Source organism: Nocardioides zeae, from assembly GCF_010686755.1.
GTDB classification, from domain to species: Bacteria; Actinomycetota; Actinomycetes; order Propionibacteriales; family Nocardioidaceae; genus Nocardioides; species Nocardioides zeae.
Map to the genome: position 1 here is coordinate 30,028 of NZ_JAAGXA010000018.1, position 21,412 is coordinate 51,439.

Sequence of the window (21,412 nt, forward strand, 5' to 3'; positions counted from 1 at the left end):
CATGAACTACTACATCCCGCAGTGGGAGGAGCGGACCTCCTACGGGTTCCGCCGCATCGACCCCTACGGCAAGCTCTTCGAGGACCGCATCATCTTCCTCGGCACGCCGATCTCCGACGACGTCGCCAACGCCGTCATGGCGCAGCTGCTCTGCCTCGAGTCGATGAACCCCGACCAGGACATCAGCATCTACATCAACAGCCCCGGCGGCTCGTTCACGGCGCTGACGGCGATCTACGACACGATGCGCTTCATCAAGCCCGACGTGCAGACGGTGTGCCTCGGCCAGGCGGCCTCGGCCGCGGCGATCCTGCTGGCGGCCGGCGCGCCCGGCAAGCGGATGGCGCTCCCGAACAGCCGCATCCTCATCCACCAGCCCTACACGGAGGGCACGTTCGGCCAGACCTCGGACATCGAGATCCAGGCCAACGAGATCCTGCGGATGCGCGAGCTGCTCGAGACGATGATCGCGGAGCACTCGGGCAAGGACCGCGACGAGGTCAGCCGCGACATCGAGCGCGACAAGATCCTGACGGCGGAGGCGGCGGTGGAGTACGGGCTGGTCGACGCCGTGCTCGACTCCCGCAAGACCGCGCTCCTCGCCTGAGGCCGATCCCGGCCGACGGTCCCGGAGCGGTGCTCCGTGTCGGACCTCCTGGAGGTCCGGCACGGGGTACCGTCGCAGGGTCCTACGAGCGTCCCGCCGCCGGCGGGTCCTCTGACGCAGACCGCACGACCGCACGACTGCCGACGCCCCCGCGTCGGACGACCGGAGGATGATCACCCGTGGCACGCATCGGTGACGGAGGAGACCTGCTGAAGTGCTCCTTCTGCGGAAAGAGCCAGAAGCAGGTGCAGAAGCTCATCGCCGGCCCCGGCGTCTACATCTGCACCGAGTGCATCGAGCTCTGCAACGAGATCATCGAGGAGGAGCTCGGTGAGGGCACCGAGGTCGGTCTCGACGAGCTGCCCAAGCCGCGGGAGATCTTCGAGTTCCTCAACTCCTACGTGATCGGCCAGGAGCAGGCGAAGAAGTCCCTCGCGGTCGCGGTCTACAACCACTACAAGCGGGTGCAGGCCACCCCCAACGCCTCCGGCCGCCACAGCCGCGACGAGCAGGTCGAGGTCGCGAAGTCCAACATCCTGGTGGTCGGCCCGACGGGTTGCGGCAAGACCTACCTGGCGCAGACGCTGGCCCGCATGCTCAACGTGCCGTTCGCCATCGCGGACGCCACGGCGCTCACCGAGGCGGGCTACGTCGGCGAGGACGTCGAGAACATCCTCCTCAAGCTGATCCAGGCCGCCGACTACGACGTCAAGAAGGCCGAGACGGGGATCATCTACATCGACGAGATCGACAAGGTGGCCCGCAAGGCGGAGAACCCCTCGATCACGCGCGACGTCTCGGGCGAGGGCGTGCAGCAGGCCCTGCTGAAGATCCTCGAGGGCACGACCGCCTCGGTGCCGCCGCAGGGCGGCCGCAAGCACCCCCACCAGGAGTTCATCCAGATCGACACGACGAACATCCTGTTCATCGTGGGCGGCGCCTTCGCGGGGCTCGAGCACATCATCGAGCAGCGCGTCGGCAAGAAGTCCCTGGGCTTCACCGCCGAGGTGCGCGGCGAGGAGGAGCGCGAGGCCGAGGACCTGCTGTCGCGCGTGCGGCCGGAGGACCTGACGAAGTTCGGCCTCATCCCCGAGTTCATCGGTCGCCTGCCGCTCATCGCCAGCGTCCGCAAGCTCGACCGCGAGGCGCTCGTGCAGATCCTCACCGAGCCGCGCAACGCCCTGGTGAAGCAGTACCAGAAGCTGTTCGAGCTCGACGGCGTCGAGCTCGAGTTCACCGACGAGGCCATCGACGGCATCGCCGACAAGGCGCTCGAGCGGGGCACCGGTGCCCGCGGCCTCCGGGCGATCATCGAGGAGACGCTGCTCCACGCGATGTACGACGTGCCCTCCCGCGGCGACGTCGCCACCGTCGTGGTGACGGGGGAGTCCGTGGCGGGCGACGTCCCGCCGACGCTGGTGCTGCGCGAGCCCGAGGCCAAGAAGAAGAAGTCCGCCTGACCCGGCGGGGGTCCGCCCCCGACCGCCGAAGCCCCGGCCCCCACGAGGGGGACCGGGGCTTCGGCGTACGCGGGGGTGGGTGCCCCCTCAGGACGTCATGCGCAGCGGTGGCCGGGGCCGCCGCCGCGCATGACGTCCGGGGAGGGGGTCAGGCCTGGGGCTGTTCCTCGACCGGGGCGAGCTCGGCGGTGACCGTCAGCTCGGAGGCGTCGGCCGGCGCGAACACGAGGTCGCCCGTGATGGCGCCGGCGGCGCGCAGGTCGGCGGCGGCGGCCTCGGCGGCCAGCACGTCGGCCTCCGGACCGCTCACCTCGGCGCGGGTCACCGCGGTGCGCATCTTCACCTTCGCCTGCGACTTCGCGCCGCGGACGCCGGCGAGCGCCCGGGCGACCGCCCGCAGCGTGAGCGGCGAGGCCGCCGCGGCGGAGCCCAGGTCGGCCTCGACGGGCCAGGCGGCGTGGTGGATGGAGCCCTCCTGCCACCACGACCAGACCTCCTCGGTCACGTAGGGCAGGAACGGCGCGAGGAGCCGCAGCTGCACGTGCAGCGCGATCGCCAGGGTCGCCTTCGCGGACGCGGCGCCCGTGCCCTCGCCGTACGCCCGCTCCTTGACCAGCTCGAGGTAGTCGTCGCAGAACTCCCAGAAGGTCTTCTCGACGGTCTCGAGGGCGGTCGTGTAGTCGTAGGCCGCGAACGCGTCGCTCGCCCGGTCGACGGTCTCGCGGAGGAGGCCGAGCATGGCGCAGTCGACGGCCTCGGAGACCTCGAAGCGGTTGAGCTCGCTGGCCCCGACGCTGCCCAGCACGAACTTCGACGCGTTGAGCACCTTCATCGCCAGGCGCCGCCCGACCTTCATCTGCGTCTCGTCGAACGCCGAGTCGAGGCCCGGGCGCGCCATGGCGGCCCGCCAGCGGACCGCGTCCGCGCCGTACTTGTCGAGGATCTCCGTCGGGACGACGACGTTGCCCTTCGACTTCGACATCTTCTTGCGGTCGGGGTCGAGGACCCAGCCCGAGAGCAGCGCGTGGTGCCACGGAGCGACGCCGGACTCGTAGTGCGCCCGCACGACGCGGCTGAAGAGCCAGGTGCGGATGATGTCGTGGCCCTGGGTGCACAGGTCCATGGGGAAGACCCGGTCGAACAGGTCGGGGTCGGACTCCCAGCCGCCGGCGATCTGGGGGGTCAGCGACGACGTGGCCCACGTGTCCATGACGTCGGGGTCACCGATGAAGCCGCCCGGCACGCCGCGCTGCGCCTCGTCGTAGCCCTGCGGGGCGTCGGTCGACGGGTCGACCGGCAGCTCCGCCTCGCTGGCGACGATGGGGTGCTCGTAGTCGGGCTCGCCGTCGGCGTCGAGGGCGTACCAGACCGGGAACGGGATGCCGAAGAAGCGCTGGCGCGAGACGAGCCAGTCGCCGTTGAGTCCGCCGACCCAGTTGTCGTAGCGGTGCTTCATGTGGGCCGGGACCCAGGTGATCTGCTCGGAGCGGGCCAGCAGGTCCTTGCGGAGGCCGGCGTCGCGGCCGCCGTTGCGGATGTACCACTGCCGCGTCGCGACGATCTCGAGGGGCTTGTCGCCCTTCTCGTAGAAGTTCGCCATGCGCTGGGTGGGCTTCGGCTCGCCGTCGAGGTCACCGGTCTCGCGCAGCTTCGCCACGGTCGCCTCGCGCGCCGAGTGGACGGTCTTGCCGGCGAGCTCGTCGTACGTCGCGCGGGCCGCGTCGGTGGCGAGCCACTCGGGCGTCTCCCGCACGAAGCGGCCGTCGCGACCGATCACGGTGCGGACGGGGAGCTGCAGCTCGCGCCACCACTGCACGTCGGTGAGGTCGCCGAACGTGCAGCACATCGCGATGCCGGCGCCCTTGTCGGGCTCGGCGGCCGGGTGGGGCAGCACCGGGATCTCGACGCCGAAGACGGGCGAGGTGACCGTGGTGCCGAAGAGGTGCTGGTACCGCGCGTCGTCGGGGTGCGCGATGAGCGCGACGGCGCTGACGATGAGCTCGGGGCGGGTCGTCTCGACGTAGACGGCCTCGCCGGGCGTCCCGTCCGTCGAGGGCCGGCGGTAGGCGACGCGGTGGTAGGCACCGGGGTACTCCCGCGCCTCCAGCTCGGCCTGCGCGACCGCGGTCTGGAACGTGACGTCCCACAGCGTGGGCGCCTCCTGCAGGTACGCCTCCCCGCGCGCGAGGTTGCGGAGGAACGCCCGCTGGCTGACGGTCTGGGCGCCGGTGCCGATCGTCGTGTACTGCTGCGACCAGTCGACCGAGAGGCCGAGCGTGCGCCAGAGCGACTCGAAGACCTTCTCGTCCTCCTCCACCAGCGTGGCGCAGAGCTCGATGAAGTTGGGCCGGCTGATCGGCACCTGCTTCTTCGGGTCCGGCTTCTCCGGCGGCGTGAAGTCGGGGTCGTAGGGCAGCGACGGGTCGCAGCGCACGCCGAAGTAGTTCTGCACGCGGCGCTCGGTGGGCAGGCCGTTGTCGTCCCAGCCCATCGGGTAGAACACCGACTTGCCCTGCATGCGCTGGTAGCGCGCGACGACGTCGGTGTGCGTGTAGGAGAAGACGTGGCCGACGTGCAGCGACCCGGACACGGTCGGGGGCGGCGTGTCGATCGAGTAGACGTTCTCGCGCGGCTGCGTGCGGTCGAAGGCGTAGGTGTCCTGCTCCTTCCACGCCTGGGACCACTTGGCCTCCAGCCCCTCGAGGGCCGGCTTGTCCGGTACGCGGAGGGCCGTCGTCTCCGACGTCTCCGGGGACTGCTCGGCGGTGGGGGTCTCGGTCATGGGGGAATGTTACGAAAGCCGTCACACCTCGTTGCACCCGCGTCTGCCCTGCTCGCGTCGCGTGTCGCGCTGCCGCCCGGCGTGCGGGGTCCGCGTGTGGAACGCGTGGCTACCGTCGAGGTCACCCGCCCGACGAACCCGACGACCCTGGAGGCACCCTCCCCATGACCAAGCTCGCGATCATCTACTACTCGTCCACCGGCACCGTCGACGCCATGGCGCGTCGTCTCGCCGCGACCGCGGAGGCCGCCGGCGACGTCGAGGTGCGGCTGCGCCACGTCGCGGAGATCGCCCCGCAGGAGGCCATCGACAGCCAGGACGCGTGGAAGCAGCACCGCGCCGACGTCGCCGACGAGCCCGTGGCCACGCCCGACGACCTCGACTGGGCCGACGTCGCGCTCTTCGGCTCGCCGACGCGCTACGGCCACGTGACGAGCCAGCTGCAGGCGTTCATCGACACGCTCGGCCCGCTGTGGGCCCAGGGCAAGCTGGCCGACAAGGTCTACGCGGGCTTCACCGCCAGCCAGACCCACCACGGCGGCCAGGAGTCCACGCTCCTCAACCTCTACACCTCGTTCTTCCACTTCGGCGGCATCGTGGTCGCGCCCGGCTACACCGACCCGGTGAAGTTCGCCGACGGCAACCCGTACGGCGCGGCGAAGGTCACCGGCGCGACCACCGAGCTCGACGAGAACGACCTCGCGTCGCTCGACCACCTCGTCAACCGCACGCTCGCGATCTCCCGCCGTCTCGAGGCGGGCGGCAACGGCGCGAGCCGCGACAGCGCCTGACCCGCGTCGCCCGCGAGCAGCAGCACGACCCCGACCGCCCGCCCTCCCCGCCCGGGGAGGGCGGGCGGCGCCGATCCGGGCGCCGGACGCCCGCCGCCCTAGACTGGCGGGCGCGATGACTGACTTCGACCCCGACGCGACGGCGTCCCCGGTGGCCCGTGCCGCGCAGACCTACGCCGAGGTGGAGGACGCGCTCCTCTCCCGCTGGCCCGAGACGCGTCTCGAGCCGTCGTTGGACCGGATCCAGGCGTTCACCGAGCTGCTCGGTGACCCGCAGCGGGCCTACCGGGTCGTGCACCTGACCGGCACCAACGGCAAGACCTCCACCGCCCGCATGGTCGACGCGCTCCTGCGGGCCCGCGACCTGCGCACGGGGCGGTTCACGAGCCCCCACGTCGAGAAGATGAGCGAGCGGATCAGCATCGACGGCGAGCAGCTCGACGACGACGCGTTCGTGCGGGCGTTCAACGACGTCGCCGCCTTCACCCACCTCGTGGACGCCGACCAGCCCCACCCGCTGTCGTTCTTCGAGACCGTGGTCGGGATGGCCTACGCGGCGTTCGCCGACGCCCCGGTCGACGTGGCGGTCGTCGAGGTCGGCATGGGGGGCTCCTGGGACGCGACGAACGTCGTCGAGGCCGACGTCGCCGTGGTGACGCCGGTGGCGATGGACCACGCGCAGTACCTGGGCGACACCCTCGGGCAGATCGCCGAGGAGAAGGCCGGGATCATCAAGCCGGGCTCGACGGTCGTGCTGGCCGCGCAGGAGCCCGATGCCGCCGAGGTCCTCCTGCGTCGTGCTGCCGAGGTCGGTGCCCGCGTGGTGGCCGAGGGCGTCGACTTCGGGGTCGTCTCCCGAGCCCCCGCCGTCGGGGGCCAGGTGGTCACGCTGCGGGGCCTGCACGCGACGTACACGGAGCTGTTCCTGCCGCTCTACGGTGCCCACCAGGCGCAGAACGCGGCCGTCGCGCTCGCCGCGGCGGAGGCGCTGACCGGGGACACCCCGCTCGACGACGAGCTGGTGCGCACGGCCCTCGGCCAGACGACGTCGCCGGGCCGGCTCGAGATCGTGCGGCGGAGCCCGACGATCCTGCTCGACGCCGCCCACAACCCGGCGGGCGCCGAGGCGACGATGGCCGCGCTCGAGGACTCCTTCACCTTCTCGCCGGTCATCGGCGTGGTCGCGGTGATGGGGGACAAGGACGTGGAGGGCGTGCTCGCGGTGCTCGAGCCCCACCTGGCGCACGTCGTCTGCACCCGCAACTCGACCCCGCGCTCGCTGCCGGCCGCCGAGCTGGCGAGCCAGGCGCGGGGCATCTTCGGCGAGGACCGCGTCTCGGTCGCCGCCGACCTGTCCGAGGCCATCGACGCGGCCGCGGCGCTCGCCGAGGCGGGGGAGGCCCTCGGCGTCTCCATCGGCTCCGGTGCCGTGCTCGTCATCGGCTCCGTCGTCACCGTGGGCGAGGCCCGCGTCCTGCTGGGAGGTCACCGATGAGCCGTCGCGAGCGTCCCGAGGCGGAGCAGCGGGTCATCCCTGCCGGTGCCCCCGACGACCCCGAGCGGTTCAAGTCCCCCCGCCGCGGCATGGCGGCCGCCGTGCTCGTGCTCGAGGGCATCATCCTCGGCCTCACGGCGCCCGTGCTCGTGCGCTTCACCGACATCTCCGCCGGCGTCGCGATCGGCATCGGCGTGGGTCTCGGCCTGGCGTGCGTGCTGACGGCGGGGCTGCTCCGCAAGGAGTGGGGGTACGGCGTGGGCTGGGCCCTCCAGGTCGCCGCGCTCGCGCTCGGCTTCCTCGTGCCCGCCATGTTCTTCCTCGGCGCGATCTTCGCGGCCCTGTGGGCCACGGCCGACCTCATGGGACGCAAGATCGAGCGGGAGCGCGGAGCCGCGTGGGCGGCGTACGACGCGTCCCACCCCGACGCCCCCGACGTGCTCTCACAGGACTGAGCGCACCGCCGCCAGCGCGGCGTCGAGCTCGTCGTCGGTGCAGCCGCCGAAGCCGATGACGAGGCCGGTGCGCACGTGGGTGCGGCACAGGTCGGCGAGCAGCGTGAGGTCGAAGCCGGCCCGGCGCAGCGCGCCGTGGGCCGCCACGGTGGTCGCCGGCGGCAGCTCGAGGGTGGCGTACATCCCGGCCACCGGGCCGACGCCGGGCAGCGCGTCGGCCACGCGGGCCGCCCGCTCGGCGTACACGCGCCGCGCCCCGCGCACCGCCCGGTCGACGTAGCCGTCGCGCAGCAGGGCGAGGAAGGCCCGCTGCACCGGCCAGGCGGCCGTGTCGTGGGTGACCCGGCGGAACGCGTCGAGAGGCTCGACGAGCGCGGGCGGGGCGACCAGCCACCCGAGCCGCAGGCTGGGGGCGACGGTCTTGCTGGCCGTGCCCAGGTAGCCGACGCGGTCGCGGTCGAGGCTCGCCAACGCAGGGATCGGGGCGACGTCGTAGCGGAACTCCGAGTCGTAGTCGTCCTCCACCACGATCGCGTCCGCCGCGCGGGCCGCCGCGAGCAGGTCGAGCCGCTCCGCGCCGCCCAGGGGCGGGCCGAGCGGGTGCTGGTGGGCGGGGGTGGCGTACGCCGCGGCGCAGCCCGCGAGGTCCCGCACCGGTGTGAGCGCGGGGTGGTCGACGACCGTGCGGCCGGCGGCGCGGACCGTGGCGACGGCCGCGCGGTAACCGGGGTCGTCCATGAGCACGGCTCCCGGTCGCAGCACGGCGAGCAGGTGGCGCAGCCCGTCGGCGGTGCCCGCCGTGACCCGCACGTCGCCGGGGGCGACGTCGAGGCCGCGCTCGCGGGCCAGCCGTCCGGCCAGCGCCTCGCGCAGCTCCGGGAGGCCACGGGGATCGTCGTACCCCGCCGGGCGACGGGCCGTGCCGACCTCCCGCCACGCGCGATGCCAGAGCGCGGCGTGCCGGGGGTCGGTCCAGGGCGTGCCCGCGTCGAGGCGGACGAGCCGGGCGGGGTCGGGCTCCGACCGGCGGACCCGCGAGCCGGGGCCGGCGAGGTGGGCTGCCGCCGCGACGTACGTGCCCGCGCCGCGGCGCCCCGCGAGCCACCCCTCGGCGACGAGCTGGGCGTAGGCCTGCTCGACCACGGTGCGCGCGACGCCGAGGTCGGCGGCCAGGGCGCGGCTGCTGGGCAGGCGGTCGCCGTCGGCGAGGGTGCCGTCGGTGATGCGGCGCCGCACCTGGCGGGCGAGCTGCTGGCCGAGCGGCGTGCCGTCGGCGCGGTCGAGGACGAGGGGGAGCATCGGGAGTGGCCTGTCGGAATAGGTGCGGATTGGCTCATGATCCTAGGCCAACTGCCCGGGATCCTCGGGGGCATGAGCTCACTGTCACCGACCCCGCGCACCACCGTCACCCGCGGACGCAACCGTCTCGTCACCGATCGCGACGCGCTGCACGCCCTGCTCGCCGACGCGCTCGTCGCCCACCTCGGGTTCGTGGCGGGCGACCACCCCGTGGTGCTGCCGACCGCGTTCGGGGTCGACCTCGACGGGCCGGACGAGGGCGGTTCGCTCTACCTGCACGGATCGGTGGCCGCCGGGTGGCTGCGCTCGGTGCGCGGGGCGACGGTGTGCGTCTCGTTCACCGAGCTCGACGGTCTCGTGACGGCGCGGTCGGGGTTCCACCACTCGATGAACTACCGCTCCGCCGTCGTCATCGGCGTCGTCCGCGAGGTGGAGGACCCCGACGAGCGGGCGCGGGCGCTCGACCTCGTGGTCGACCAGATGGTGCCGGGCCGCGCCGCGACCCTGCGCCCGCCGACCCGCAAGGAGCTCGCCGCGACCGTCGTGCTCGCCGTACCCCTCGCCGAGGCCTCGATGAAGGCCCGCGCCGGCGGACCCGTCGACGACGAGGTCGACGTCGCGGCCGGGGTGTGGGGAGGCCACGTGCCCGTACGGCGCGTGCTCGGCGCCCCGGTGTCGGCGGAGGACTCCCACGACGAGGTGCCGCCGGACGTGCGGTCGCGGGTCGCCGCGGCCGGGTCAGTAGGGTTCGGCGCATGACCCAGCGCACCCTGGTCCTCCTCAAGCCCGACGCCGTGCGACGCGGCCTGGTGGGGGAGATCCTGTCCCGCTTCGAGGCCAAGGGCCTCAGCCTCGTCGCGCTCGAGCTCCGCACGATCGACGCGGAGCAGGCCGACGCCCACTACGCCGAGCACGTCGAGCGCGACTTCTACCCGCCGCTGCGCACCTTCGTCACCAGCGGCCCGCTCGTCGCCGCCGTGCTCGAGGGCGACGAGGCGATCGAGGTCGTCCGCGCGCTCAACGGCGCGACCGACGGGCGCAAGGCCGCACCCGGGACGATCCGCGGCGACCTGTCGCTGTCGAACCGCGAGAACCTCGTGCACGGCTCGGACAGCCCCGAGTCCGCCGCCCGCGAGATCGCCCTCTGGTTCCCGGCGCTCGCCGGCTGAGGCTCGGAACCCGCGACACTTTCCCCGGTCGACCGGGGAACGTGTCACTTGGACCATCGAACTTGATGGTCAAAGCGACACCTTCCCCGGTCAGCCGGGGAAAGTGTCGCCCCCTTCCATAACTGCACTTGTGGTGGCGCTGTGAGTCCCGTCACAATGCCGTGAGGGCCGTCGACGGCGGCGGCCCCGACCCTGGGAGGGACCTCCGCGTTGAACGCCATCTCCACGCCCGAGACCGACGCCCCCGTGAACGCCGCCCCCGCGCCGACCCTCGTCGACGACCGCCTCGCCTGGTGGGCGCGGCAGACGCCCGACGCCCCGGCGATGACCTACCGCCAGCGCACGTGGTCGTGGGCGCAGTGGGAGGACCGGGTGCGCCGCCTCGCGGGCGCCCTGGCCGCCGCGGGCATCGGTCGTGGCGACGTCGTCTCGTTCCTCGACAAGAACCACCCGGCCTGCGTGGAGCTGTCGCTGGCGGCGGGCTCGCTGGGCGCGGCCAACGCCATCGTCAACTGGCGCAGCGCGGGCGACGAGGTCGACTACGCCGTCAACGACTCGGGGGCACGGATCCTCGTCGTCGGTGCCGAGCTCATGCCCACCATCGACGCGATCCGGGACCGCCTGACCGACGTCGAGCGCATCGTGGTGGTCACCCCCGACGGCACCACGGAGGACGGCGAGCCCGACGAGTACGAGTCCTGGTTGGCCGCCAGCGAGCCCCGTGCCCGCGCGGCCGACGTGGAGCCCGACGACACCTGCCTCGTCATGTACTCCTCCGGCACCACGGGGCGGCCCAAGGGCGTCATGCTGACCCACCGCAACATGGTGAGCCACACGGTCAACGCCCACGACGGCTGGGAGTTCGAGCCGGGCGACGTCTCGCTGGTGGCGATGCCGCTGTTCCACGTCGGCGGGTCGTCGTACGTGCTCTTCGGCATCCACGACGGCATCCCGTCGATCATGGCGCGCGAGCCCGACGGCGCCTCGCTGGCCGGCGCGATCCTCGGCGGCGCCAACAAGACGTTCCTCGTGCCGGCCGTGCTGGCCCAGGTGCTGCAGTCCGGGCCCGACGCGATCAAGCTGTTCGGCGCCCTGACCGCCTACACGTACGGCGCGGCCCCGATGCCGCCGCCGCTGCTGCGGGCGGCGATGGAGGCCTGGCCGGGCACCGACTTCATCCAGGTGTACGGGCTGACCGAGGTCGCCGGCGTCGCGACCCACCTCATGCCCGACCACCACCGCGACACCGAGCACCCGGAGCGCCTCGTGTCCGCCGGAGTGGCGGTGCCCGAGATGGAGGTGCGGGTGGTCGACCCGACCGGCGCGGACGTCCCGACGGGGGAGAGCGGCGAGATCTGGCTGCGCGGGCCCCAGGTCATGAAGGGCTACCTCAACAAGCCCGAGGAGACCGCGAAGGTGCTCACCGCGGACGGCTGGTTCCGCACGGGCGACGTGGGTCGGTTCGACGACGGGGGCTTCCTCTTCGTGTACGACCGCATCAAGGACATGATCATCTCGGGCGGCGAGAACATCTACAGCCCCGAGGTCGAGCGCGTGCTGGCGGAGCACCCGGCCGTGCTCGAGTGCGCCGTCATCGGCGTGCCCGACGACCGCTGGGGCGAGACGGTGAAGGCGGTCGTGGCGCTCAAGCCGGACACCACCGCCACCGAGGAGGAGATCATCGCCTTCTGCCGCGAGCGCCTGGCCGGGTTCAAGTGCCCGCGGTCGGTCGACGTGCTCCCGGCCCTCCCGCGCAACCCGACGGGCAAGATCCTCAAGCGGGACCTGCGCTCGCCGTACTGGGACGGTCGCGGCTCCGCGATCGTGTGACGCAGCCGCGGTGGCGGGAGGGGACGGTCGTCCCCTCCCGTTCACCTCGATGCTCGATCATGCGCCGGTGACCGACCTGCTCGACCCGCTGCGCCGTGCCCACCTCGCCCCGCCGGAGCGCACCCTCGTCGACGTGCTCCGCGCGACCGTCGCCCAGGCAGCCGACGAGCCGGCGGTGGACGCGAGCGACGGCGTCCTCACCTACGCCGAGCTCGAGGAGTCCGCGACCGGGCTGGCGGCCGAGCTCGCGGGGCACGGCGTGGGCCCGGGCAGCAAGGTCGGCGTGCGGGTCACGTCCGGCACCACCGACCTGTACGTCGCGATCCTCGGCGTCCTGCTCGCCGGCGCCGCCTACGTGCCGGTCGACGCCGACGACCCGGAGGAGCGGGCGACCCTCGTCTTCGGCGAGGCCGACGTGGCGGCCGTGGTGGGGGACGACCTCGTCCTCGACGTACGCCGGCCGGGTGCGCCCCGCGAGCTCGCGGAGCCGTCGCCCGACGACGACGCCTGGGTGATCTTCACGTCGGGCTCGACCGGCAAGCCGAAGGGTGTCGCGGTCACCCACCGCAACGCGGCGGCCTTCGTGGACGCCGAGTCCCGCATGTTCCTGCAGGCGGCGCCGCTGGGCGTCGGTGACCGCGTCATGGCCGGGCTGTCCGTGGCCTTCGACGCGAGCTGCGAGGAGATCTGGCTGGCCTGGCGGTACGGCGCGTGCCTGGTCCCCGCCCCGCGGGCCCTCGTGCGCTCGGGGATCGACGTCGGTCCGTGGCTCGTCGCCAACCGGGTCACCGTCGTGTCGACGGTCCCGACGCTCGTCGCGCTGTGGCCCGCCGAGGCCCTCGAGCGCGTGCGCCTGCTCATCATGGGCGGGGAGGCCTGCCCGCCGGAGCTGGCAGCACGGCTGGCGCGGCCGGGGCGGGAGGTGTGGAACACCTACGGGCCGACGGAGGCGACCGTGGTGGCGTGCGGCTGCGAGCTGACGGGGGAGCCGCCCGTGCGCATCGGCCTGCCGCTCGACGGCTGGGACCTCGCCGTGGTCGACCCGGCCACCGGGGTCCCCGTGGCCGAGGGCGAGCCGGGCGAGCTGATCATCGGCGGGGTCGGCCTCGCCCGCTACCTCGACCCGGAGAAGGACGCCGAGAAGTACGCCCCGATGCCCACCCTGGGCTGGGAGCGGGCCTACCGCTCCGGGGACATCGTGGTCAACGACCCCGCGGGCCTGCTCTTCGCCGGCCGCGCCGACGACCAGGTCAAGCTGGGCGGACGCCGCATCGAGCTCGGCGAGGTCGACTCCGCCCTCCTCGCCCTGCCCGGCGTCCAGGGCGCCGCGGCGGCCGTGCGCCGGACGGCGGCGGGCAACCAGCTGCTGGTCGGGTACGTCGCGGTGGACCCCGACTTCGACCCCACCGCCTCCCTCGACCGGTTGCGCAGCTCGCTCCCGGCGGCGCTCGTGCCCCGCCTGGCGGTGGTGGACACGATGCCCACCCGCACCTCGGGCAAGGTCGACCGCGACGCGCTGCCGTGGCCGCTGCCGGGCGCGGCCGGTGCCGGCGGCGGCGCGGGGAGCCCCGACGACCTCAGCGACACCGAGTCGTGGATCGCCGAGCTGTGGCTGGAGGTGCTCGGCGCCGACGTCACGGGACCCGACGCCGACTTCTTCGACCTCGGCGGTGGCAGCCTCACGGCGGCGCAGATGGTCTCCCGCCTCCGCTCCCGGTTCCCGGAGGTCGCCGTGGGCGACATCTACGAGCGGCCCAGCGTGGGCGGGCTCGCGGCGTACCTCGACGGGCTCGCGGCACCGCAGCCCGCCGAGCGGGACCGCCCGGTCCGACCCATCCCCGTGAAGAGCCAGGCCGGGCAGGTGGTCGGCACCCTCGGCGTGCGCGCCGTCGGCGGCCTGCGGTGGGTCGCGTGGACGCTGGTCGCCTCGACCATCGCCGGTGAGGTCGCCGACCTCGCCTGGCTGCCGTCGGCCCCGTGGTGGGTCCTCCTGCTCCTGTGGCTCACCCTGCTCACCCCGCCGGGTCGCATCCTGCTCGCCGCCGGCCAGGCCCGCCTGCTGCTCGCCGGGATCGCCCCGGGGGAGCACCCGCGAGGGGGCAAGGTGCACCTGCGGCTGTGGCTGGCGGACCGCCTCGCCGACGAGATCGGCGCGACGGCGCTCGCGGGCGCGCCCCTCATGACCTGGTACGCCCGGCTGCTCGGCGCCCGCATCGGTCGCGACGTCGACCTGCACTCCCTGCCGGGGGTGACCGGCATGCTCACGCTGGGCAAGGGCTGCTCCGTCGAGCCCGAGGTCGACCTCTCGGGTTACTGGATCGACGGCGACGTCGTGCGGCTCGGCCCGATCGAGGTCGGGGCGCGGGCCCGGATCGGTGCCCGCAGCACGCTGTGCCCCGGAGCGCGCGTGGAGGCGGGCGCGGAGGTCGCGCCCGGCTCCGCGGTGTTCGGCAGCGTTCCGGCGGGCGAGTTCTGGTCGGGGTCGCCGGCGCGGCGTCGCCGCAAGGACGCGCGGGGGCCGTGGCAGGAGCGGCCGGTGCGCAGCCGGGCGTGGGTCGCGGCGTACGCCCTCGCCGCCGTCGTGGTCGGGCTCCTCCCGGCGGCCGCGATCGGCGTCGGCCTCCTCGTCGCGCTGCCGGGCCTCGGGGACGTCGACGGGTACGGCGCGCTGCTGGCCCACCTGCTCGTGCGGACCCCGTTCGCGGTGGTGCTGGCGCTGCTCGTGCTGGCGTTCCTCGTGTGGCTGGTGGTGCGGCTGTGCGGGGTCGGCGTGCGGGCCGGGGTGCACCCGGTGCGCAGCGGCCCGGCGCTCGCGGTCTGGACGACGATGCGCGTGCTCGACGAGGCGCGGACCTGGCTCTACGGGCTCTACGCCTCGTCCCTCACGCCGTTCTGGTTGCGTGCCCTGGGGGCGCGGATCGGCTCGGGGGTCGAGGCCTCGACGGTGCTGATGATCCCCTCGCTGACGCAGGTCAACGACCACTCGTTCCTGGCCGACGACACGCTCATCGGTGGCTACGAGCTCGGCGGCGGCTGGCTGCGGGCCGAGCGCGTCAAGATCGGCAAGCGCGCGTTCGTCGGCAACTCCGGCATGGCCGCTCCGGGCCGCAAGGTGCCGAAGGCGTCCCTGGTGGCCGTGCTCTCCGCGGCGCCGCAGCGCAAGACGGCGCGGTCGGGGGAGTCGTGGCTCGGCAGCCCGCCCGCCCCGCTGCGCCGCACCGCCGAGGACGGCGACGGCACCCGCACCTACGCCCCCGCCCGCCGCCTGCACGTCTTCCGCGCGCTCGTCGAGGTCTGCCGCGTCGTGCCCGTCGTGCTCGGCACGATGCTGGCGGTGACGGTCGTCGTGGCCCTGGGGGCGCTCCTCGACACGGGTGGGCCGGCCCTCGGTGCGCTCCTGGCCGTCGTGCTCGCCGGACCCCTGCTGGCGGTCGCCGGCCTCGTCGCCGCCGGTGTCGCGGTGGCGGCCAAGTGGGTGCTCGTGGGCCGCATGGGCCCGGGCCAGCACCCGCTGTGGAGCTCCTTCGTGTGGCGCAACGAGCTCGCCGACTCGTTCGTCGAGACGCTCGCGGTGCCGTGGTTCGCCCGCACCGTGACCGGCACGCCGCTGCTCAACCTGTGGTTCCGTGCCATGGGCGCCCGGATCGGGCGGGGCGTGTGGGTGGACACGCACTGGCTGCCCGAGGCGGACCTCGTCCACCTCGACGACGGCGCGACGGTCAACGCGGGCACGGTCGTGCAGACCCACCTGTTCCACGACCGGGTGCTCCAGCTCGACCGGGTGCGCCTGCGCCGGGGCGCGACCCTCGGTCCCAACAGCGTCATCCTCCCGGCGGCGGAGCTCGGGCGGCACGCTACGGTGGGCCCGGTGTCCCTGGTCATGCGCGGTGAGTCCGTCCCCGACAAGACAGCCTGGATCGGCAACCCGATCGGCCCGTGGGCCCCGGTGAGCGGCTCGTGAGCCAGCTCCCCACCGCCGACGACTACCTGCCCGGCCACGGCGACCGGTCCTGGTCGGCGCGCTCCTACGAGCTCGACCTGTCCTACAAGGTGGTGGGCAACCGCCTGGCGGGGGAGGCCCGCATCGACGTGGAGGTGCTCGAGCGCACCGACCGCCTCGTGCTCGACCTCGCCCACCTCGACGTCGCGAAGGTGACCGTCGGCGGCAAGGCGCCGGCGAAGTTCGAGAAGCGGCGCCACCGGCTGGTCGTGCGGCTGCGGGAGAAGGCGGCGGCCGGCACGCGCCTCGCGCTGGTCGTCAAGTACGGCGGCCACCCCCGCCCGGTGGTGGAGAAGCACCACGGCGACGCGGGCTGGGAGGAGCTCTCCGACGGCGTGATCGTCGCCGGCCAGCCCCACGGTGCGCCGACCTGGTTCCCCTGCAACGACCGACCCGACGACAAGGCGACGTACCGCATCACGGTCACCACCGACGTGGGCTACACGGTCGTCTCCAACGGCCTGCTCGACGAGCGCCGCCGCCGCGGGTCCAGCGAGTCCTGGACCTACGTCATGGACGTCCCCATGGCGACGTACCTCGCCACCGTGCAGATCGGGCGCTACGACATCGTCGAGCACGCGGGTCCCGTGCCGCTCTTCTCCGCCGTGCCCCAGGGCACCGGTCGCCACCCCACCGACGCGTACGACGCGGGCTTCGGCCGCCAGGCCGACATGCTGCGCGCGTTCGAGGGCTGGTTCGGGCCCTACCCGTTCGGCTCCTACGCAGCGGTCGTCACGGGCGACGACCTCGAGATCCCGCTGGAGAGCCAGAGCCTGTCGACCTTCGGCAAGAACTTCGTCTCCGAGGAGTGGGAGCAGGTGCGGCTCGTCGCCCACGAGCTGGCCCACCAGTGGTTCGGCAACATCGTGACCCTGCGCCACTGGCGCGACATCTGGCTCCACGAGGGCTTCGCCTGCTACAGCGAGTGGCTGTGGTCGGAGGAGTCGGGCCGCGAGACCGCGCAGTGGTGGGCGGAGCACCACCACGCGAGGCTCGCGGAGGCCGACCAGGACCTGGCCCTCGTCGACCCCGGTCCGGAGCTGATGTTCGACGACCGCGTCTACAAGCGGGGCGCCCTCACGCTGCACGTGCTGCGGTCCACCCTCGGTGACGACGCGTTCTTCGACCTGCTGCGGGGCTGGACCTCCGAGCACGCGGGCGGCTCGGTCACGACCGAGGACTTCCTCGCCTTCGCCGGCGCCCGCACGGGCACCGACGTGGCGGGTCTCCTGCGGCCGTGGCTCGCGCAGAAGAAGCTCCCCGCCCTCCCGCGCTGATGGGCCTGCCGCACCGCGCCGCGCGCTGGCGCCCCTGGCCGCACGCGGACCGGGAGGTCCGCAGCTGCGGGTGGCGTGGACACGTCACGTACGCCCCCGACGAGCCCGCGCTGGCGCGCCGGCTCGAGGTCGCGACGGCGGCCGGTCCGGCGTGGCGCTGCCTCCGCTGCGGTGCCTTCGTGCCGGGTGAGCCGCGCGGCCGCGGGCCCGCCGAGCAGGCGCCGGTCGTGCTGCGTGGTCGGCTGCTGCGGGACGCGTGGGTCCTGCGGCTGCTCGCCGTGGACCGCTTCGCGCGGGGCGGGTTCCTGCTCCTGCTCGCCGGGGTGCTCGTCTACTTCGACGAGCGGCGCGACGTGTTCCGCAGCTACGTCGAGCAGGACCTCCCGAGCTTCCGGCCGCTCGTCGACGAGCTCGGCATCGACCCCAAGCAGGGCATCGCGGGGATCGTGCTCGAGCTCTTCGAGGTCAGCCACGAGCGGCTCGTGTGGATCACCGTCGGGATCGCGGCGTACGGGCTCCTGCTGCTGCTCGAGGGCGTCGGGCTGTGGGGCATGCGGCGTTGGGGCGAGTACGTCGCCACGGCCGCCACCGCCGTCTTCCTGCCGTTCGAGGTGGCCGGGCTCGTCGGTCACCTCAGCCTGCTGCTGGCCGCGACCTTCCTCGTCAACCTGTTCCTGGTCGCCTACCTCGTGTGGACCAAGCGCCTCTTCGGCGTGCGCGGCGGCCGCCGTGCCTGGGACGCCGAGCGGCGCCAGAACTCCCTCCTCGAGGTCGAGGGCGCGGCCGGGTCCGCGGGGGGCTGAAGCCGCGTCGTACCGGGTCCGTGGGGTGTCCTGGAGCCGCAGAAGCGCGGATCGGCCCCTCGGCGCACTACCGTTGGGGGGTGAGCGACGCAGCAGACCCCGCAACGACCCCCGCAACGAACCCCGTGACCTTCGCCGACCTGGGCCTGGGCGAGACCGTCCTGAAGGCCCTCAAGGGTGTCGGCTACGAGAGCCCGTCGGCCATCCAGGCGCAGACGATCCCGCAGCTGCTGGAGGGTCGCGACGTCGTCGGCCTGGCGCAGACCGGCACCGGCAAGACCGCGGCGTTCGCGCTGCCGGTGCTGGACCGCCTCGACCTCAAGCAGAAGACGCCGCAGGCGCTCGTGCTCGCGCCGACGCGCGAGCTGGCCCTCCAGGTGTGCGAGGCCTTCGAGAAGTACGCCGCGGGCAGCCGCGTCAGCGTGCTCCCGGTCTACGGCGGTCAGGGCTACGGGGTGCAGCTCTCCGCGCTCCGCCGTGGCGTCCACGTCGTCGTCGGCACGCCCGGCCGCATCATGGACCACCTCGACAAGGGCACGCTCGACCTCAGCGAGCTGCGCTTCCTCGTGCTGGACGAGGCCGACGAGATGCTCAACATGGGCTTCGCGGAGGACGTCGAGACGATCCTCGCCGAGACGCCCGACGAGAAGCAGGTCGCGCTCTTCAGCGCCACCATGCCGGCCCAGATCCGCCGCCTGTCCTCGCGGTACCTCAACGACCCGGTCGAGATCACCGTCAAGGCCACGACGGCGACGGCCGCGAACATCACGCAGCGCTACCTCATCTGCAGCTACCCGCAGAAGGTCGACGCCCTGACGCGCATCCTCGAGGTCGAGAACTTCGAGGGCATGATCGTCTTCGTCCGCACGAAGCACGAGACGGAGACCCTCGCGGAGAAGCTGCGCGCCCGCGGGTTCTCGGCCGCCGCCATCAACGGCGACGTCGCCCAGGTGCAGCGCGAGCGCACGGTCAACCAGCTGAAGTCCGCCAAGCTGGACGTGCTCGTCGCGACCGACGTGGCGGCCCGTGGCCTCGACGTCGAGCGCATCAGCCACGTCGTGAACTACGACATCCCCACCGACACCGAGTCCTACGTGCACCGCATCGGCCGCACCGGGCGCGCGGGTCGGTCGGGCGACGCCATCTCGTTCGTGACGCCGCGGGAGAAGTACCTGCTCCGCCACATCGAGAAGGCCACGCGCCAGCCGCTCACGCAGATGTCGCTGCCCAGCGTGGACGACGTGAACTCGACCCGCCTGGCCCGCTTCGACGACCAGATCACCGAGGCGCTGGCCTCGCCGCGCGTGGGGTTCTTCCGTGACGTGGTGCAGCACTACGTCGCCCACCACGACGTGCCCGAGATCGACGTGGCCGCGGCGCTGGCGGTCGTGCTGCAGGGCGAGGAGCCGCTGCTGCTCGACCCCGAGTCCGACCGGGCGCGCGAGCGCCGCGAGCGGGCGGAGCGCCCCGAGCGTCCGGAGCGGGGCGACCGCCCCGAGCGGGGGGACCGACCGCAGCGGGGACGGGACGACTCCCGCGGGCGCCGCGGGGACCCGGACCGCCCGATGGCGACCTACCGCATCGCGGTCGGCAAGCGGCAGAAGGTGGAGCCGCGCCAGATCGTGGGCGCGATCGCCAACGAGGGCCACCTCTCGCGCCGCGACTTCGGGCACATCCAGATCCGACCGGACCACTCGCTCGTCGAGCTGCCGGCCGACCTGCCCGCCTCGACGTGGGACGCGCTGAGCGGCACCCGCATCTCGGGCAAGCTCATCGAGCTGACGCTCGACGAGGGCGCCCCCGCCGGTCGCCCGCACCGCTCCGACCGTCCCGACCGCGGCCGCCCGGCCCGCCGTCGCGACTGAGCCCCGCCCGACCCGCCCGACCCCGCTCGACCCCGCTCGACCCCGGGACGTCATGCGGAGCGGAGGCCCCGGCCGCCGCTTCGCATGACGTCCTCGAGGAGGGCCGGAAATGCACGCGTCCCCGACGTCCGTGGAGGACGTCGGGGACGCGTGCGGGCGGGGCAGCGGGCGTGCGTCAGGCCCAGCGCTCCGCGGCGGGCGTGAAGGTGAGCCCGCGGTCGCCCGTGTAGATCTGCTTCGGGCGGGCGATCTTCTGCTCCTTGTCCTGCACCAGCTCGTTCCACTGCGCGAGCCAGCCCGGCGTGCGGCCGATGGCGAAGAGCACGGTGAACATCTCCGGCGGGAACTCCAGCGCCTCGTAGATGAGGCCCGAGTAGAAGTCCACGTTGGGGTAGAGCTTGCGCTTGACGAAGTACTCGTCCTCGAGCGCGATCTTCTCCAGCTCCTGCGCGATCTCCAGCAGCGGGTTGACCCCGGTGACCTCGAAGACGTCGTCGGCGGCCTTCTTGATGATGCGGGCGCGCGGGTCGTAGTTCTTGTAGACCCGGTGGCCGAAGCCCATGAGGCGCTCGTCGCCGTTCTTCACGCCCTCGATGAAGGCGGGGATGTTCTCCTTGCTGCCGATGCGGCGCAGCATCCGGAGCACGGCCTCGTTGGCGCCGCCGTGGAGCGGGCCGAAGAGGGCGCCGATGCCGGCGGCCACGGAGGAGTACGGGTCGACCTGGGAGCTGCCGACGGAGCGCACCGCGTTGGCCGAGCAGTTCTGCTCGTGGTCGGCGTGGAGGATGAAGAGCACGTCGAGGGCCTTCACGAGGCGCTCGTCGGGCTGGTACTTCGACTCGCTCATCTTGAAGAGCATCGAGAGGAAGTTGGCCGTGTAGGACAGGTCGTTGTCCGGGTAGACGTACGGCTTGCCCTGCGCGTGCCGGAACGACCAGGCGCCCAGCGTCGGCATCTTCGCGATCATCCGCACGATCTGCATGTGGCGGTTGTCGGCGTCGTGGATGTTGCCCGCCGCGGGGTAGAACGTCGACAGGGCCCCCACCGACGCCATGAGCATCCCCATCGGGTGCGCGTCGTAGCGGAAGCCCTGCATCAGCGACTTGACGTTCTCGTGCACGAACGTGTGGAACGTGATCTCGTGCTCCCACGCCTCGTACTGCTCCTTGGTGGGGAGCTCGCCGTGGATGAGCAGGTACGCCACCTCGAGGAAGTTCGAGTGCTCCGCGAGCTGCTCGATGGGGTAGCCCCGGTACTCCAGGATGCCCTTGTCGCCGTCGATGTAGGTGACGGAGCTGCGGCACGACGCCGTGTTGGTGAAGCCGGGGTCGTAGACCGCCAGACCGGGCTGCTCGTCGTCGGACTTGATCTTGCCCAGGTCGGCGGCGCGGATGGTGCCGTCGACGATCGGAACGTCGTACTCCTGACCGGTGCGGTTGTCGCGGATGGTCAGGGAGGCGCCCGGAGTTCCTGCGTCGGTCACGTCGACTCCTCGTCGGTGCGTTCGGGCGGCAGCGCGCAACCGGTGCGCCTGCCGGATGGGATCGTCGCCTAACCTAGCCCTCCGGCCAGGCGCCAT

At 73.1% G+C, this 21,412-nt stretch carries 15 protein-coding genes; 12 read left to right on the top strand and 3 right to left on the bottom strand.

Going from position 1 to position 21,412, the window contains the following annotated elements; all coding sequences use genetic code 11:
* The first annotated feature begins 1 nt into the window (after nucleotide 1).
* Together G3T38_RS18955 and clpX are read left to right on the top strand one after the other, a co-directional pair.
* Complete coding sequence (locus G3T38_RS18955) at nucleotides 2-607, top strand: ATP-dependent Clp protease proteolytic subunit (protein WP_163774135.1); 606 nt, start codon at nucleotides 2-4, stop codon at nucleotides 605-607.
* 179 nt (nucleotides 608-786) lie between these two features.
* Nucleotides 787-2,067: an ATP-dependent Clp protease ATP-binding subunit ClpX gene (gene clpX / locus G3T38_RS18960; protein ID WP_163774136.1), complete on the top strand. Its 1,281-nt coding sequence runs from the start codon at nucleotides 787-789 to the stop codon at nucleotides 2,065-2,067.
* Between the two features lie 148 nt (nucleotides 2,068-2,215).
* Here the strand turns inward: clpX and valS are convergent, their stop codons facing one another.
* Nucleotides 2,216-4,849 (bottom strand): valine--tRNA ligase, encoded by a 2,634-nt coding sequence (valS, locus tag G3T38_RS18965; RefSeq protein WP_163774137.1) that lies wholly within the window; start codon nucleotides 4,847-4,849, stop codon nucleotides 2,216-2,218.
* Nucleotides 4,850-5,013: 164 nt separating this feature from the next.
* Between valS and wrbA the strand changes: the two genes are divergently transcribed.
* The 3 genes from wrbA (at nucleotide 5,014) to G3T38_RS18980 (ending at nucleotide 7,590) form a co-directional block, all read left to right on the top strand.
* Nucleotides 5,014-5,640, top strand: a complete 627-nt coding sequence (wrbA, locus tag G3T38_RS18970; RefSeq protein WP_163774138.1) for an NAD(P)H:quinone oxidoreductase — start codon at nucleotides 5,014-5,016, stop codon at nucleotides 5,638-5,640.
* 115 nt (nucleotides 5,641-5,755) lie between these two features.
* A complete protein-coding gene (locus G3T38_RS18975) occupies nucleotides 5,756-7,135 on the top strand; it encodes a bifunctional folylpolyglutamate synthase/dihydrofolate synthase (protein ID WP_163774139.1) in 1,380 nt (459 codons plus the stop codon).
* On the top strand, nucleotides 7,132-7,590 hold the full coding sequence (locus G3T38_RS18980) for a DUF4233 domain-containing protein (RefSeq protein ID WP_241729068.1): 459 nt from the start codon (nucleotides 7,132-7,134) through the stop codon (nucleotides 7,588-7,590). Before G3T38_RS18975 ends, G3T38_RS18980 begins: the two co-directional genes overlap by 4 nt.
* On the opposite strand, the gene G3T38_RS18985 is transcribed toward G3T38_RS18980, so the two are convergent.
* Nucleotides 7,579-8,889 (bottom strand): aminotransferase-like domain-containing protein, encoded by a 1,311-nt coding sequence (locus tag G3T38_RS18985; protein WP_163774140.1) that lies wholly within the window; start codon nucleotides 8,887-8,889, stop codon nucleotides 7,579-7,581. The genes G3T38_RS18980 and G3T38_RS18985 overlap by 12 nt on opposite strands.
* Before the next feature lie 72 nt (nucleotides 8,890-8,961).
* Here G3T38_RS18985 and G3T38_RS18990 point away from each other — a divergent pair, with 72 nt between their 5' ends.
* The 7 genes from G3T38_RS18990 (at nucleotide 8,962) to G3T38_RS19020 (ending at nucleotide 19,833) form a co-directional block, all read left to right on the top strand.
* On the top strand, nucleotides 8,962-9,648 hold the full coding sequence (locus G3T38_RS18990; protein ID WP_163774141.1) for a pyridoxamine 5'-phosphate oxidase family protein: 687 nt from the start codon (nucleotides 8,962-8,964) through the stop codon (nucleotides 9,646-9,648).
* Nucleotides 9,645-10,058 carry a nucleoside-diphosphate kinase gene (ndk, locus tag G3T38_RS18995; RefSeq protein ID WP_163774142.1) on the top strand — a complete coding sequence of 138 codons (414 nt, stop codon included), beginning with the start codon at nucleotides 9,645-9,647 and terminating at the stop codon, nucleotides 10,056-10,058. Before G3T38_RS18990 ends, ndk begins: the two co-directional genes overlap by 4 nt.
* Before the next feature lie 210 nt (nucleotides 10,059-10,268).
* Entirely contained in the window at nucleotides 10,269-11,888 is a 1,620-nt protein-coding gene (locus tag G3T38_RS19000; protein WP_174268193.1) for a long-chain-fatty-acid--CoA ligase, read from the top strand.
* Nucleotides 11,889-11,955: 67 nt separating this feature from the next.
* Entirely contained in the window at nucleotides 11,956-15,849 is a 3,894-nt protein-coding gene (locus G3T38_RS19005) for a Pls/PosA family non-ribosomal peptide synthetase (protein WP_338037764.1), read from the top strand.
* The gene (locus tag G3T38_RS19010; protein ID WP_163774144.1) at nucleotides 15,846-17,165 is read left to right on the top strand and encodes a M1 family aminopeptidase; all 1,320 of its coding nucleotides are present in this window, start codon (nucleotides 15,846-15,848) and stop codon (nucleotides 17,163-17,165) included. The genes G3T38_RS19005 and G3T38_RS19010 overlap by 4 nt, the downstream gene beginning before the upstream one ends.
* The gene (locus G3T38_RS19015) at nucleotides 17,165-17,968 is read left to right on the top strand and encodes a DUF2127 domain-containing protein (protein WP_163774145.1); all 804 of its coding nucleotides are present in this window, start codon (nucleotides 17,165-17,167) and stop codon (nucleotides 17,966-17,968) included. Before G3T38_RS19010 ends, G3T38_RS19015 begins: the two co-directional genes overlap by 1 nt.
* Before the next feature lie 80 nt (nucleotides 17,969-18,048).
* Nucleotides 18,049-19,833 carry a DEAD/DEAH box helicase gene (locus tag G3T38_RS19020; protein ID WP_163774146.1) on the top strand — a complete coding sequence of 595 codons (1,785 nt, stop codon included), beginning with the start codon at nucleotides 18,049-18,051 and terminating at the stop codon, nucleotides 19,831-19,833.
* A 175-nt stretch (nucleotides 19,834-20,008) separates the two neighbouring features.
* On the opposite strand, the gene G3T38_RS19025 is transcribed toward G3T38_RS19020, so the two are convergent.
* Nucleotides 20,009-21,316 (bottom strand): citrate synthase, encoded by a 1,308-nt coding sequence (locus tag G3T38_RS19025; RefSeq protein ID WP_338037765.1) that lies wholly within the window; start codon nucleotides 21,314-21,316, stop codon nucleotides 20,009-20,011.
* Nucleotides 21,317-21,412 lie beyond the last annotated feature (96 nt).

Excerpts from the sequence above, each read along its gene's own strand:
- G3T38_RS18955 (WP_163774135.1), top strand. The coding sequence starts at position 2 with ATGAACTACTACATCCCGCAGTGGGAGGAGCGGACCTCCTACGGGTTC.
- valS (WP_163774137.1), bottom strand. The coding sequence starts at position 4,849 with ATGACCGAGACCCCCACCGCCGAGCAGTCCCCGGAGACGTCGGAGACG.
- wrbA (WP_163774138.1), top strand. The coding sequence starts at position 5,014 with ATGACCAAGCTCGCGATCATCTACTACTCGTCCACCGGCACCGTCGAC.
- G3T38_RS18975 (WP_163774139.1), top strand. The coding sequence starts at position 5,756 with ATGACTGACTTCGACCCCGACGCGACGGCGTCCCCGGTGGCCCGTGCC.
- G3T38_RS18980 (WP_241729068.1), top strand. The coding sequence starts at position 7,132 with ATGAGCCGTCGCGAGCGTCCCGAGGCGGAGCAGCGGGTCATCCCTGCC.
- G3T38_RS18985 (WP_163774140.1), bottom strand. The coding sequence starts at position 8,889 with ATGCTCCCCCTCGTCCTCGACCGCGCCGACGGCACGCCGCTCGGCCAG.
- G3T38_RS18990 (WP_163774141.1), top strand. The coding sequence starts at position 8,962 with ATGAGCTCACTGTCACCGACCCCGCGCACCACCGTCACCCGCGGACGC.
- ndk (WP_163774142.1), top strand. The coding sequence starts at position 9,645 with ATGACCCAGCGCACCCTGGTCCTCCTCAAGCCCGACGCCGTGCGACGC.
- G3T38_RS19015 (WP_163774145.1), top strand. The coding sequence starts at position 17,165 with ATGGGCCTGCCGCACCGCGCCGCGCGCTGGCGCCCCTGGCCGCACGCG.